11 protein-coding genes and 1 tRNA gene are annotated in these 13,189 nt (G+C 74.8%); 9 read left to right on the top strand and 3 right to left on the bottom strand.

Annotated features, from left to right (window positions below):
* The first annotated feature begins 133 nt into the window (after window positions 1-133).
* Both AB0C46_RS24900 and AB0C46_RS24895 read left to right on the top strand, forming a co-directional pair.
* The gene (locus AB0C46_RS24900; RefSeq protein WP_362830383.1) at window positions 134-1,261 is read left to right on the top strand and encodes an ATP-grasp domain-containing protein; all 1,128 of its coding nucleotides are present in this window, start codon (window positions 134-136) and stop codon (window positions 1,259-1,261) included.
* Between the two features lie 212 nt (window positions 1,262-1,473).
* Window positions 1,474-2,727: an NAD(P)-binding domain-containing protein gene (locus tag AB0C46_RS24895; protein WP_362830382.1), complete on the top strand. Its 1,254-nt coding sequence runs from the start codon at window positions 1,474-1,476 to the stop codon at window positions 2,725-2,727.
* A gap of 166 nt (window positions 2,728-2,893) precedes the next feature.
* Here the strand turns inward: AB0C46_RS24895 and AB0C46_RS24890 are convergent, their stop codons facing one another.
* On the bottom strand, window positions 2,894-3,361 hold the full coding sequence (locus AB0C46_RS24890) for a hypothetical protein (protein WP_362830380.1): 468 nt from the start codon (window positions 3,359-3,361) through the stop codon (window positions 2,894-2,896).
* Between the two features lie 245 nt (window positions 3,362-3,606).
* On the opposite strand from AB0C46_RS24890, the gene AB0C46_RS24885 reads away from it, so the two are divergent.
* Complete coding sequence (locus tag AB0C46_RS24885; RefSeq protein ID WP_362830379.1) at window positions 3,607-5,055, top strand: tetratricopeptide repeat protein; 1,449 nt, start codon at window positions 3,607-3,609, stop codon at window positions 5,053-5,055.
* An 89-nt stretch (window positions 5,056-5,144) separates the two neighbouring features.
* Here AB0C46_RS24885 and AB0C46_RS24880 read toward each other — a convergent pair whose 3' ends face one another.
* Window positions 5,145-5,738 carry a histidine phosphatase family protein gene (locus AB0C46_RS24880; RefSeq protein ID WP_362830378.1) on the bottom strand — a complete coding sequence of 198 codons (594 nt, stop codon included), beginning with the start codon at window positions 5,736-5,738 and terminating at the stop codon, window positions 5,145-5,147.
* A 329-nt stretch (window positions 5,739-6,067) separates the two neighbouring features.
* On the opposite strand from AB0C46_RS24880, the gene AB0C46_RS24875 reads away from it, so the two are divergent.
* The 6 genes from AB0C46_RS24875 (at window position 6,068) to AB0C46_RS24850 (ending at window position 11,708) form a co-directional block, all read left to right on the top strand.
* On the top strand, window positions 6,068-7,255 hold the full coding sequence (locus AB0C46_RS24875; protein WP_362830377.1) for a hypothetical protein: 1,188 nt from the start codon (window positions 6,068-6,070) through the stop codon (window positions 7,253-7,255).
* A complete protein-coding gene (locus AB0C46_RS24870; protein ID WP_362830375.1) occupies window positions 7,246-8,796 on the top strand; it encodes a hypothetical protein in 1,551 nt (516 codons plus the stop codon). Before AB0C46_RS24875 ends, AB0C46_RS24870 begins: the two co-directional genes overlap by 10 nt.
* Before the next feature lie 40 nt (window positions 8,797-8,836).
* Complete coding sequence (locus AB0C46_RS24865) at window positions 8,837-10,255, top strand: AAA domain-containing protein (RefSeq protein WP_362830374.1); 1,419 nt, start codon at window positions 8,837-8,839, stop codon at window positions 10,253-10,255.
* A 116-nt stretch (window positions 10,256-10,371) separates the two neighbouring features.
* Complete coding sequence (locus AB0C46_RS24860; protein ID WP_208683990.1) at window positions 10,372-10,755, top strand: hypothetical protein; 384 nt, start codon at window positions 10,372-10,374, stop codon at window positions 10,753-10,755.
* Between the two features lie 187 nt (window positions 10,756-10,942).
* A complete protein-coding gene (locus AB0C46_RS24855) occupies window positions 10,943-11,578 on the top strand; it encodes a bifunctional DNA primase/polymerase (protein ID WP_362830372.1) in 636 nt (211 codons plus the stop codon).
* Between the two features lie 56 nt (window positions 11,579-11,634).
* Window positions 11,635-11,708, top strand: a tRNA-Lys gene (locus AB0C46_RS24850).
* A gap of 59 nt (window positions 11,709-11,767) precedes the next feature.
* Here the strand turns inward: AB0C46_RS24850 and AB0C46_RS24845 are convergent.
* Window positions 11,768-13,009: a M6 family metalloprotease domain-containing protein gene (locus AB0C46_RS24845; protein ID WP_362830370.1), complete on the bottom strand. Its 1,242-nt coding sequence runs from the start codon at window positions 13,007-13,009 to the stop codon at window positions 11,768-11,770.
* Window positions 13,010-13,189: the final 180 nt, after the last annotated feature.

Genomic DNA, 13,189 nt, shown 5'->3' with positions numbered 1-13,189 from the left:
CCGCACGCCCGCCGCGTCGGACATCCCCTGACGCCCTCCGGAGATGACCCGTACGGCTCACCGAACCCGTTCCGCCAGCCCTGAGCGCGCACTCCGCCCCCCCCACGGTCCATCGAAGGAAGGGCTCCGCGACATGTCGTCGTTCGATACCGATGTGCCCGTACTGCTGCTCCGGCTCGACCCCGGTCCCCCTCACCACAGCACCCTCGACGCGGTCCGGTCACTGGGCCGGGCGGGCATCGAGGTCCACGCCGCGCTCGCATCGGCGCGCGGCCCGGTGAGCCGGTCGCGGTATCTGCACCGTAGGTACGAACTCCCGGCCGGGCCGATGGCGCACGCCCCGCTGCTGGACCTGCTGCGCGACATCTCCGAAGGCCTCGGCCGGCCCGCCGTCCTCCTGCCCATGGACGACCGGGGCGCGATCGCCGCGGCCCGGCTCGCCGTCCCCCTGCTGGGCCGCTATCTGCTCCCCGCCCAGCCCGCCGGCCTGCCCGAGCGGCTCGCCGACAAGGCCGAACTCGCCCTGCTGTGCCGGGATATGGACCTGCCGCACCCGGCGACCGCGCTCCCCACCGACGCACAGCAGGCCGCCGACGCGGCGGCAGAGCTCGGACTGCCGGTCGTCGCCAAGTGGAGCCGGCCGTGGCTGCTGACACCGTCCACGGGGCTGCGCAGCACCACGCTGGTGCGCACCTGCGAGGACGCCCGCCGGCTGTACGAGCTGACCGAGCGTGCCGGCAGCGCCCTGCTGCTGCAGCGCCGGCTGGCCGGCGGCCCGGACGCCGAGTGGGTCTTCCACGGCTGTTTCGCCCGCGACGGCGTCTGTCTGATCGGCGGCCCGGGCCGTACGCAGCGCGCCCGGCCGCTGCGTACGGGACTGCTCGCGCCCGGCCGCCGGCTGCCCGATCCCCAGGTCGAACGGGCCGCGCTAGGGCTGGCCGGGCATCTGGGCCACCACGGCATCCTCGGCCTGGACTTCCGCCGGGACGCGCACGGCCGCTACCACCTCCTCGGCCTCCATACCCACCCCGGCGCCCGGTTCCGGCTCGTCACCGATCCCTCCTCGGGGCTCGATGTGGTCCGGGCGCTGCACCTGGACCTGACCGGCCGCACCGAGCCGCTCGCACGCAGCGCCCCCGGCCGGGAGTCCCCCGCCGGGACCCACGCCCTGCCCACCGGCCCGGCCACCGCCCTCGCCGGGCACCCGGAGGCGGAACGGCGTGGTGCACCGCCGACGATCCGCTGCCGTTCCTCGCCCTGACCGGACACCGGACCACCCGGCCACACAACGGGCTCCGCAAGGGCGCGTACGGGGGTGGGTTCGGGGGCGATGGGAGAGCCGCATCGCGCGAACCGCACCACACGCACCGCACGCACCACACACACCGCGCGCACAGTGCGAACCCTCACCAACCGCACGCCCCTCCCCCGCACCGCACCGCACCGCACACCAAGAAAGAGCAGGGAACTTCCATGTACGACCTCGTCGTGGTGGGCGCCGGCCCCTACGGACTCTCGATCGCCGCGCATGCGGCGGCGGCCGGACTGCGGCTGCGGGTCCTGGGCCGGCCGATGGCCTCGTGGCGCGATCACATGCCTGAGGGCATGCTCCTCAAGTCCGAGCCCTGGTCCAGCGATCTCTCCGACCCGGCCGGCGGCCACACCCTGGCCGACTACTGCGCGGCCCACGATCTGCCCGCCGAGCACGGTGTCCCGCTGCCCCTCGACACCTTCGCCGCGTACGGCAGCTGGTTCGGCGAACGGGCGGTGCCGCAGGTCGAGGAAGTCACCGTGACCGCCGTACGCCCGGACGGCGACGGCTTCCACGTCGAGACGGACACCGGTGAGCAGATCGCGGCCCGGACCGTGGCGCTCGCCGTCGGTGTGATGCCGTTCGTCAACCGCCCCTGGCCGCTGCTCGAACTGCCCCCGGAGCTCGCCTCGCACAGCAGTGACCACCGCGATCTGCGCCGCTTCGGCGGCCAGGACGTCACCGTGCTCGGCTCCGGGCAGTCCGCGCTGGAGACCGCGACCCTGCTGGCCGAACAGGGCGCCAGGCCCCGCCTGGTGGCCCGTGCCGACCAGCTGCGCTGGAACGCCCCGCCACAGCCGCTGGCGCGCGGCCGGCTGCGCGCGCTGCGCGAACCGCACTCCGGGCTCGGCACCGGCTGGCCGAGCTGGCTGTGGTCGGAACTGCCCGGGGCGGTGCGCCGGCTGCCCTCGGCGACCCGGGTGCATATCGCGGAGAACGCGCTGGGACCGGCCGGCGCCTGGTGGCTGCGGGAGCGCTTCGAGCCGGCGGTGCCGGTCCTGCCGGGCCACCGGGTCCGGGCGGCGGCTCCCCAGGATGACGGGGTGCGGCTCCATCTCACCCATACCGACGGCAGCTCCGAGACCGTGGACACCGACCACGTGGTGGCGGCCACCGGCTTCACCCCGGACCTCGGGCGGCTGCGGCTGCTCCACCCCACCGTGCGCACCACCCTGCGGACGGTGGGCGGCAGCCGGGCGCCCGAGCTGAGCTCCGGCTTCGAATCGTCCTGGCCCGGCCTGTTCTTCGCGGGGCTGCTGACCGCGCCGTCGTTCGGCCCGTCGATGCGCTTCGTGTACGGCGCGTCCTTCACCGCGGCGCGGCTGCTGCGCGGCGTCCAGCGCCGGCTAGGCGACCGCCGCGGTGCCACCACCATCCCCCACCCGGCGCGGGACAGCACACCGGCCGCGCACTAGGGACCGGCCGCACGCCAGGGACCGCCCAGAGCGGTACGTAGCCTCCATCGACATGGTTGAGTGACCGCCCGCGCACCAGAGGGGCCGCCCGCCCGGAGGGACCGCCCGCCCGAAGGGGCCGTCCGGCATCGGCCGGGCGGCCCCTCTGGTGTACGGCCGGCCGGTGTCACTGGCAGCGGTCGACGGCCTCGATGGTGCGGGCCGCCTCGCCGAGCGCCGCGCGCAGGACGGCCGGATCGGTGGCGGCGGCGCCCGCGCCCTCCGGCGGCACCAGCCAGCCGGTGCCGGTCACCGGCGGCTCCGCCGGGGCCCCTTCACCGCACAGCGCGCCCAGTGCGATGCCCCGCCCGGAGGTCTGGGTACAGGCACTGCCCGGAACGTCCCAGCCGTCCGCCGTGCCCGCGGGCACCAGAAAGCCGAGGGTGTCGCAGGCGCCGTTGTGCAGAACGGGGCCGACACCGTCCCGCAGCCGGAGGATGTCGACGGCTTCCAGGCCCTGCCTGGCCGGCACCGTGACGAGGTCACACGCCTGGGCCGGTACGGCCGGTGCCCCGGCCGCGACGGCCGGCCCCCGCCCGCCGCCGGCCTGGCCCGCGGACCCGTTGCCGCCCCTGCTCACGCCGGTCTCCCACACGGGGAACCCCTCCTCCTGCACGTACCCGACCCTTTACACCGACTTCAACGGCCGGACGTGTCAACAGCTACGGCGGCGTAACGCTGCAAAGGATGGCAGTTCATGGCAGATCGCGCGCGAGATATCCGATTTGTAGCCAAACTGTGCGTATCGGAGCCATCACAGCCGGTACGGTCATCCCGCCGCACCGCCAGGAGGCGGCAACGCCACCTGATGGCACGGAGAGGGCACGGAGAGGGTCCGCCATGGCGTCGCCAGCAGCTAGTTCAGCGTCGTCCCGCACCGTACCCGCCCGCCCGAACCTCGCCTTCCGACAGCTGCGCGGCCGGCTGTCACCGGGCGAGTTCGCGGCGGCGGTCCGACGGTCCGCCCGTGAGATCGGCGAACAGGTCTCGTGCGACGCCCGCTATGTGGGCCGCGTCGAGTCCGGGGAGATCCGGTGTCCGAACTACGCCTACGAGCGGGTGTTCCGGCACATGTTCCCCGGGCTGACGCTGCCCGACATGGGCTTCGCGCCGCGCGAGGCGGTACGCGGACGGGGGGCGCGTACGGCGGCGGTCAGCGCCGCGCCCCTGGCAACCGACCCCGACCACCGCGATACCCGTATCCAGATCTGCGAGGAGAGCGACGTGCTGCGTCGCGCGTTCATCACCGGCGGCCCGGCAGCAGCCCTGGGCTTCGCCGCCCTGCATCCCATCGAGGCCGCTGCCGCCGCCGCATCCGCCCATGTGCCGGGCCCGCGCACCCCGCCCGCCGGCCGGCCCGGCGCCGCCGAGGCCGCCGCGGTCGAGGAGGCCGTCCGCCACATCCGGCTGCTGGACGACCGGCACGGCGCGGAGGGCATCTACCGCCGCGCCACCCAGCCGCTGCGCGCCGCCTACGAGCTGCTGGACGCGGGCGTACAGCGCAGATCGGTCTCCGACCGGCTGCACGCGGGGGCGGGTGAACTCGCCATCACCGTGGGCTGGCTGGCACATGACTCGGGCCGCTTCGGCGATGCCCGCTCGCACTACGCGGAGGCCCTGGCCACCGCCCGGGTCTGCGGAGACGCCGCCCTGGAGGCGCACGCCTTCTGCAATACGGCCTTCCTCGCCCGCGATGCCGGCCGCCCGCGCGAGGCGGTGCGGGCCGCGCAGGCCGCGCAGCAGGCCGCCAAGCAGCTGGCCTCGCCGCGGCTGCTGTCACTGCTGGCGCTGCGGGAGGCCGGCGGCTGGGCGGGGCTGGCCGACCGCTCCGGCTGTGAGCAGGCGCTGGCGCGGGCCGAGCGGCTGTTCGCGGGCGGGCCGCGGGACGACGACCCGGAGTGGATGACGTTCTACGGCGAGGCCGAACTGGCGGGACTGGAGGCGCAGTGCTGGTCGGCCCTGGGTGACGCGGGGCGCGCGGTGGAGCATGCGCGCCGGGCGGTGGCGCTCCAGGATTCCCATTTCGCCCGCAACATCGCCCTGTTCACCGCGGAGCTCGCGGGCGATCTCGCGAACAGCGGGGAGCCCGAGGAGGCCGCCGCGGCCGGGGTCCGGGTGCTGGCGCTGCTGGAGGAGGTCCGTTCGGCCCGTATCCGGACGATGCTCGACGGCACGGCCCGGACGCTGCAGGCACACCCCGGCGGTGACACGGTCGCCGGCTTCCTGGCGCGGCACGCGGCCTCGGCCGCGTCCGCCGGGGGGACGCCGGGCCCGGACTCCGCCGGCTGACGGTCCGCGGACCGGCCGCCCGACGCCCCGTCAGGCGGCCTGCGGTGCCCGCCTCCTCGGCCGGGCCGTGGCGGCCGGGCGGCCGTCGCTCAGCCGAGGTGCCCGGTGTCGTTCCAGCGCTCGATCGCCGGTTCCCCGTAGGCCCAGCCGAGCACCGACAGGGACGTCGGCTCCAGCCGGATCCGGGCGCCGAAGGAGATGTCCAGGCCCAGCCAGCGGGCGCCGAGGGCGCGCAGGATGTGGCCGTGCGCGAAGACCAGCACATCGCGGTCGGCGGACCGTGCCCAGCCGATGACCTCGTCGGCCCGCGCGGTGACCTCGGCGAGCGTCTCCCCCTCCGGCACCCCGTCGCGCCAGATGAGCCAGTCCGGCCGCCCGGACTTGATCTCGGCCGGTGTCAGGCCCTCGTACGCGCCGTAGTCGACCTCCATCAGCGCGTCCCACTGCTGTGCCCGGTCGCCGAAACCGGCCAGCTCACAGGTCTCCTTCGCGCGCACCAGGGGGCTGGTGCGGACCTCGACGCCCGGCAGTCCGTCCCAGGGGGCACGGTGCAGCCGCTCGCCCAGCAGCTTGGCGCCGCGCCGGCCCTCGTCCAGCAGCGGGACGTCCGTACGGCCGGTGTGCCGGCCGGACAGGGACCACTCGGTCTGCCCGTGTCTGGCCAGGAATATGCGCGCTGCCATGGTCGTACCTCTCGCCGATCGCTCGGCTGCTCGTTGCTCGGCGCGGGCGGCGTCGACCGCGGGCTTTCCATCATCGCGCATCGGTGCGATTTGTCCCTGACCGGGGATGCCGTCCCGCCCGGGGGCCGGCGCCCGGAGCGGCCTCGTATACGGCGCAGGGGGCGCCCGGAGCGGCCTCCGGCGGCGGGCGGTCGTCCCGTATGTCGGTGCCGGATGCGAGACTTCCGCGGGTGAACGCTTTCCGCGACAGCCGACCCGCGTCGGCTGCCCCTCCGGCGGGGCAGCCGACGGCGACGCCGAGCCCGCCGCCGGGGGATCTCCCTCCCGGCGTGCACCGGGGGAGACTCACCGAGCTGCGCGGGCCCGGTGTCCGCCCCCGCTCCCTCGATGCCCGCGCGCTCGCCGCACTGGCCGCCAACCCCGGCTGCCGGCGCCGCGCGCTGCTGGACGGCGCGGGCATCGACAAGGGCGCGCTGGCCCAGGCGCTGGGCTCACCCGCGGCGTACGGCCAGTCGCAGTTCGCGATCGTCCGCGGCAACGCCTTCGAATCCCGGGTGAAGGCCGACGGCGGCACGGAGCTGCTGCGGCTGCTGAGCGAGCGGCTGGCGCCCGGCACCCCGCCGCCCGCGCCGGAGGAGGTCGCCACCCCCGATCTGTCCGCGGCCGGGCCCGAGGGCCGGGCGGCGCGTACGGCGCTGGCCCTGCGCGAGGCGACCGCGGCCGGCGGCTGGGCGCTGCTCGACCATCCGATGCTGGTCGTCGAGGTGGCCGGTGCGCCCGCCTATGTGGAGCCGGATGCGGTGGTGGTGCATCCGGACGGCGGCTGGACGGTCGTCGAGATCAAGTCCTTCCCGATGATCGACGGTTCGGCGGACGCCGCCAAGGTGGGCGCCGCCGCGCGGCAGGCGGCGGTGTATGTGCTGGCCCTGGAGCCGGTCGCCGGTCATGTCGGCGCGCACACCGGCCGTGCGGTCCGGGTCCGCGACCGCGTGCTGCTGGTGTGCCCGAAGGACTTCTCCAACCTCCCCACCGCCGCGGCCGTCGACGTCCGCAAGCAGCTGGCCACGACCCGGCGGCAGCTGACCCGGCTCACCCGGGTCGAGGAGATCGCCGCCGCCCTCCCCCCGGAGACCACCTTCGACCTCCGGCTCGCGGACGACGGGAAGACCCCGACCCGTCGGCCCGAGGAGCTGGCCCAGGCCGTCGAGGCGGTCGACGCGGCCTACGCCCCCGAGTGCCTGGCCGCGTGCGAGCTGGCCTTCCACTGCCGGAAGCGATCCCGTGAGGACGGTGCGGTGGAGGCGCTGGGGCGCGGCGTCCGGGGCGAGTTGGGCGGGCTGCGCACCATCGGGGAGGTGCTGGCGGCGGCCCGCCCCGAGGAGCCGGAGTCCGCGGCCGCCGACGGGCCGGACGACCCGGCGGTCGTCGCGCTGCGGCGGGCCGCCGCGCTGCGGGACGGGGCGCTGGCCCGCCCGACCGTGCCGGGACCGCGAGCGGAGGAGCCGGGATGTCGCTGATCGAGACGCTGGCCCGGATGGAGGCCATGGCGGCGGGCAGCGCCCGGCCCCGGTGCACGGTCCGCCACCGCCATCTCGCCGAACACCCTTTGGTGTTCGTCCCGTTGACGACCGCGGGCGAGGCCGGTGCCCCCCTGGGGGCGCTGGTCGGCACGGACCGCGAGAAGCCGGTGCTGCTGGCCGTCCCGCAGCCGCGCGACCGTGATCTGCGGTTCGCGTTCCTCGCCGAGCTGGCGGAGTCGGTGCTGCCGTATGTGGACGGCTTCGCGGACGCCATCGAGTGGGAGGAGCGCAAGGAGACCGACCCGGAGACCGGCAAGAAGGTCCCGGTGCAGGTCGAACTGTGCGCGGACGCCCCGCAGTTGATCGTGCCGAGCGCCGCCGGCATCGAGTTCGTCCGGTTGCTGGGCCGCTCGATGCGCTTCCGGCGGACGGCCGAGCAGGAGCCGGAGACCCCGTACCCCGCGCCGCCGCATGTCCCGCTGCTGGGCCGCTGGCTGACCCATTTCGGCGAGCGGGCGCGGGTCCCGGGCGCGAGTCTGCTGCTGTCCATGACGGGCCTGCTGACCCGCCATTGGGCGACGGGCCAGAGCGTGCTGGAGGACCAGCACCTGGGCGCGCTGCTCTCCTGGATCGACCCGCCGCCGGGGTTGTCGGGCCGGGAGGCGGCCGAGCACGCGGAGTCGGCACGGGACGCGGACGGCCAGTTGCGGTGCCCGCCGGCCGGCCCGGCCACCGACCCGGCGTTCGACAACCGGCTGCTCGCCCCCGCGATGGCCCGCTACGACGCCGGGCTGCCGGGCGCCGAGGACGCGCTCCGCACCCTTGTCGAGGGGCAGCTGCGGCCGGCCTGGGACGCCGTCTGGCACGGCATCGACCTGCTGCGGGCGCTCCCCGCTGGCACCCGGGTCCCCGATCGCTGGAAGCGCGACCGCTGGTCGTACACGGCGCACCGGGACCGGATCCGCGCCGGGGAGCCCCCGCAGCCCAAGCAGGACGACGCGGTCACCGCCGCGCAGAAGCTGTCCGCACGGGAGACCGCACAGGCCCAACTGGAATCCCAGGAAGCCCTGGACGACCCGCTGGTGATGGCGGGGCGCCGGCTGGCCGGCGAGGCGTTCCAGGGCACGGTCACCGCCGTCGAGATGGCCTACTCCGAGGGCCGGCGGCCGATGCCGCGCCCGCTGGTCACGCTGTGGACGGCCGACCGGCCGCAGCTGTCCGAGGGCGGCAAGCTCTACCGCCCCTTGGCGGACGGCAAGACCCAGACCGCCGAATTCGTGGTGCATACGGCCGGGGAGCCGGGGACGCTGGTGGTGCGGCTGACGGGCGGGATGGGGCGCGGGAAGACGCCGGAGCCCGGTTCGGTACCGGAGCCGGACGACGCGGTGTGCTGGACGCTGTTCGAGCACGCCCCGCGCGGCGGCCCGGAGCTCCCGGACCCCGAGGACACCCCGTGGACCCATGGCGGTCCGCCGCCCGGCGCCGCGGACGCACCGCACGCCGCCCCCGACCCCGTGACCGCGGAGGACTTCCTGTGACCCGCGCCCGGCCCTCGACCGCACTGGAGAACACTCCCGTATGACGGCCACTCAGGAACCACGGGGGTACCTCCCACGCCCTTCAGGCAGTGGGGGACCCACCACGTCCGCCCCCTTCGACCCCGCTGCCGCGGCCGCCGCGGCGACCGACGCGATCCTGCGGGACACCCTGCACGGCACCCGGCGCGGTGTGGTCGTGGACTCCCCGCCCGGCGCCGGCAAGTCCACCCTCGTGGTGCGGGCGGCCCGCGAACTGGCCGCCGCCGGACGCCCGCTGATGGTGGTCGCGCAGACCAACGCCCAGGTCGACGACCTCGTACTGCGGCTCGCCGAGAAGGATCCGCAGCTGCCGGTCGGCCGGCTGCACAGCAGTGAGCCCGGCGCGTTCGACCCGGCGCTGGCCGAGCTGCCCGCGGTCCGTACGTCCGCGAAGATCGCCGATCTGGCCGGGATGGACATCGTGGTCTCGACGGCCGCGAAATGGGCGTACACCAAGGTCGACGAGCCCTGGCGGCACGCCATCGTGGACGAGGCCTATCAGATGCGCTCCGATGCGCTGCTGAGCGTCGCCGGGCTCTTCGAGCGGGCGCTGTTCGTCGGCGACCCGGGCCAGCTGGATCCGTTCAGCGTGGTCGGCGCGGAGCAGTGGGCGGGGCTGGCCTACGACCCGTCGTCGAGCGCGGTGTCCACCCTCCTGGCGCACAACCCCGATCTGCCGCAGCACCGGCTGCCGGTCTCCTGGCGGCTGCCCGCCTCGGCGGCGCCGCTGGTCTCCGCCGCGTTCTATCCGTACACCCCGTTCCGCAGCGGCACCGGCCACGGCGACCGCCGGCTGGCGTTCGGGGTGCCGGGCGACGGCTCGGGCGTGGACCGCGTCCTGGACGAGGCCGCCGGGTCCGGCTGGGGCCTGCTGGAACTCCCCGCCCGCCACACACCGCGTACGGACCCGGAGGCGGTCCGCGCGGTGGCCCAGGTCGTGCGCCGGCTCCTGGACCGCGGCGGCGCCACGACCAGCGAGGCCCACGGGGCCGCGGAGCGGGCGGCGCCCGCCCCGGCGCCGCTGACGGCCGGCCGGATCGCGGTCGGCACCGCCCACCGTGACCAGGCGGCGGCGGTCCGCGCCGCGCTGGCCGGTCTGGGGGTGACCGGCGTCGCGGTGGACACCGCCAACCGTCTCCAGGGCCGCGAGTTCGATGTCACGGTCGTCCTGCATCCGCTGTCCGGCCGGCCCGACGCCACCGCCTTCCATCTGGAGACCGGCCGGCTGTGTGTGCTCGCCTCCCGCCACCGGCACGCCTGCATCGTGGTCTGCCGGGCGGGCGTCGCCGATCTGCTGGACGAACACCCCTCGACCGAGCCGGTCCGCCTCGGCGTCACGGTCAAGTTCCCGGACGGCTGGGAAGCCAACCACGCCGTCCTCGCCCAGCTCGCGGAACACCGGGTGACCTGGCGTCCTTAAGGAGGTGTCCGACGGGCCTGCCGGACGGCGGCCCGGCAGGGCGTACGGCCACTGCCCGGGGCGCACTTGCGCGCAGCGGGACAATGGAATGCGGCACACGATCTGGAGGTAGGTACATGTCCGAGCCGCGACCGGCTCCCGACCCGCGTGGTACGGCGCCCGGACCACGGCGGATGAAGCCCGCGCAGCTGCTCTTCGAGCCGCCCGAGGCCGTCGCCGACCCCGAGCACTTCTTCGGCCTGGAGTCGATGGAGGACCCGCGCGAGCTGCTCGGCCGCGCCACGGAGCTGACCCTCGCCTTCCGCGCCGCGGCCGACCGCGCCACGGAGTTCCAGGCGCTGGCGGCGGCCCAGCTGTCGGACCCCAGCCGGTTCGACCGGCTGCCGCTGGCCGCGCTCGCGGAGCAGGCGGAGTGGACCGAGGACTATGCGCAGAAGATGATCGAGTTCGGCCGCAGCCTGATGCGGAGCGGCGGCACCCTGCCGGGCGATATGGACTGACCGCCCCGGCCCCGCCCACCGGCCCCCAGGAACCCCGCCCGCCCGACGCGCCCCACGACGGCTCATGGTCCATGATCATGAGCCGCTGGCATATGCAAGGGGGGAAAGATAGCGGCTCCCCCACCGCCCCGTCCCGGTTTCCGCCAATCGGCCAAGTCCCGTGTCCCGGCTGGGTAGACCTGTCTCCATGAGCGACTGGCTGCCTGAGACCCCCCGCACCCTGGCCTTTCCGACCGCGGCATATGTCACCCTCGCGGGCGCCGACTGGCTCGCCTCCGCCAGCCCCCATCCGGACGAGATGCACACACTGTGGGCCACCCGGCCGGCCGCGCCCAGCGTGCTGCCCTGCGGCACCGCCTTCGACGTGATCAACGCCCCGGCGCTCTTCGGGCGGCGCATGGTGGACCGCTTATGGTCCACCGGCCCCGGTTCGGGGCCGGTGGCGGCGCACCGCGGCAGGATCCTGCTGTTCGCCGCCCCGGGCACGGCCCAGCGGCTGCCGGCGCTGCTCGTCTGGGAGGAGTGGGCCACCGCCGTCCCGCCGCTGCTGTGCCACGGCAGCGGGGACGCGGTGACCGTCCCGCCGCTGCACCCCCGCCTGAGCCCCGCCGCGGACCGGGCCGCGGGCGCCGGCACCCCGGCCGACGAGGACCCGGCCGGCCCGTCCGTCTCCCGCTGGCTGGTGGCACCGGATGTCCGCAGCCCCTGGCTGCCCGGCCCCGACGTACTCCTCTGGGCCTGTGTCCGCGAGGCCCGCTCAATGGCCGGCCCGGTGCAGGAATCCGCAGCTCAGCACCCCTTTTCGCTGCTGACCGCGGGCTGAGACAAACCGATTTTTGTCCTCCCCGACCAGGATGCTAATGTTTTCCCCGTCAGCAGGCGCCGCTAGCTCAGTTGGTTAGAGCAGCTGACTCTTAATCAGCGGGTCCGGGGTTCGAGTCCCTGGCGGCGCACAGACGGTCGAAGGCCTCCACTCCGGTGGGGGCCTTCGTCGTTCCGGTGTACGGCGCGGTCAGCCGCGGTTCACCTTCACCGCCCAGTCCCCGTCGGCCGTCCGGCCCTCGACCTGGATGCGCAGGCCGTCCTCGGCGTCGTCCATGCTCTCCCCCACGCCCAGCGGCGCGTCCGCGAGCGGCGGGTAGACGGAGGTGCCCCAGCAGGCCGAGGTGGCCGGGTGCCCGTCGAGCACCTGCACGGGGCCCGACCCGGAGGCCGTCCGGCTGTGCACGCGGTAGACGAGGACGCCCTCGGTGCACAGGGAGCGGTCGTTGCCCATGGCACCGCGTGCCTCGATGACCAGTGCGCTCTCGGGGCCCGTACGGACCACCAGGAGCCGCGGCCGGCGCTGGGGGTGGGACTCCTCGGGGGCGGACAGGGTCCGCAGGGAGTGCATGGCGGGCCCGGTCAGATCGACGCAGTCAACCTGGCTGTCGGCGATCCAGCCGAGCTTCCACTTGTGCCAGGCGAAGGGGTCGGGCGCCAGTCCGAACTGGCTGCCCATGAGGTCCCAGTCGCCGACGTAGGTATCCCAGTCGCCCTTGCCGTCCTCCGGCCGGTGATAGAGGTCCGGCAGGTCGAAGACGTGCCCGGTCTCGTGGGCGAGGACATTGCGGTCCGGCGGGCTCTGCTCGAAGACGGTGACGAACCGGCTCAGATCGTGGTCGTCGGCGTGCATCGGCCGGTCGAGGTTGACGACCTTGGTGGCGTCCGAATCGACGCCGGGGGCGTCCGGGTCGGCGACGAAATAGACCACGTCGTAGCGGCTGAAGTCCACGGAAGGGTCGGCGGCGGTGACCGCGTCGCGCAGGTAGGACGAGCGCCGGCCGGCGTCCCAGTCGCGCTGTATCCCGTAGGAGGCGGACGGGCGCGGCATCCGCACCCAGTGGCGGTGGACGTGCGGGCGCAGCCGGAACTTTCCGTACGAGGCGCGGTCGAAGAAGCCCGAGGTGGCGGGGAAGTAGTCGTGGGACAGCTCCTGGGGCGCCGAGAGGGGCCGGGAGTCCGGGAAGGACAGGAAGATCATGACGGCGTTGAGGGTGCGGTCCGGGCGCGGATAGGACCCGTTCCAGCTGTCGACGCCCTCGGAGTGGTGCGCGTCGGTGCGTCCCAGGGCGCACGGGAGCACGGCCTCGGAGGCGGTGGCGGGTCCGGCGACGATCGAGGTCGCGATGAGTGCGCTCAGAGAGGTGGCGACGGCCGCGACCCGCCGCAGGCTGCGGCGATCCACCCCGTCGGGTGTCTGGGCGCGCGGCACACATACCTCCAGGGACGGATTCGGCGACCTCATCTACCCTGTGGCGATTTAATGCTATTCGTCCTGTTTTGAAGGTCCGGACGAGTGACCGGCGCGTCTTGGCCGTCTCGTAACGGAAAGTCACAAACGGCCAACGGGGCAATCCGTACGAACAGACCCGGGCAGAAATGGCTGAAGTTC

The organism is Streptomyces sp. NPDC048637 (assembly GCF_040650675.1).
In the GTDB taxonomy this organism is placed as follows: domain Bacteria; phylum Actinomycetota; class Actinomycetes; order Streptomycetales; family Streptomycetaceae; genus Streptomyces.
The sequence above is the reverse complement of the archived record's forward strand: the minus strand, read 5'-3'. Positions and strand labels throughout refer to the sequence as shown.

Coding starts and splice junctions, on each gene's coding strand:
- AB0C46_RS24885 (WP_362830379.1), top strand. CDS start 3,607: ATGGCGTCGCCAGCAGCTAGTTCAGCGTCGTCCCGCACCGTACCCGCC.
- AB0C46_RS24860 (WP_208683990.1), top strand. CDS start 10,372: ATGTCCGAGCCGCGACCGGCTCCCGACCCGCGTGGTACGGCGCCCGGA.
- AB0C46_RS24870 (WP_362830375.1), top strand. CDS start 7,246: ATGTCGCTGATCGAGACGCTGGCCCGGATGGAGGCCATGGCGGCGGGC.
- AB0C46_RS24855 (WP_362830372.1), top strand. CDS start 10,943: ATGAGCGACTGGCTGCCTGAGACCCCCCGCACCCTGGCCTTTCCGACC.
- AB0C46_RS24880 (WP_362830378.1), bottom strand. CDS start 5,738: ATGGCAGCGCGCATATTCCTGGCCAGACACGGGCAGACCGAGTGGTCC.
- AB0C46_RS24865 (WP_362830374.1), top strand. CDS start 8,837: ATGACGGCCACTCAGGAACCACGGGGGTACCTCCCACGCCCTTCAGGC.
- AB0C46_RS24900 (WP_362830383.1), top strand. CDS start 134: ATGTCGTCGTTCGATACCGATGTGCCCGTACTGCTGCTCCGGCTCGAC.
- AB0C46_RS24895 (WP_362830382.1), top strand. CDS start 1,474: ATGTACGACCTCGTCGTGGTGGGCGCCGGCCCCTACGGACTCTCGATC.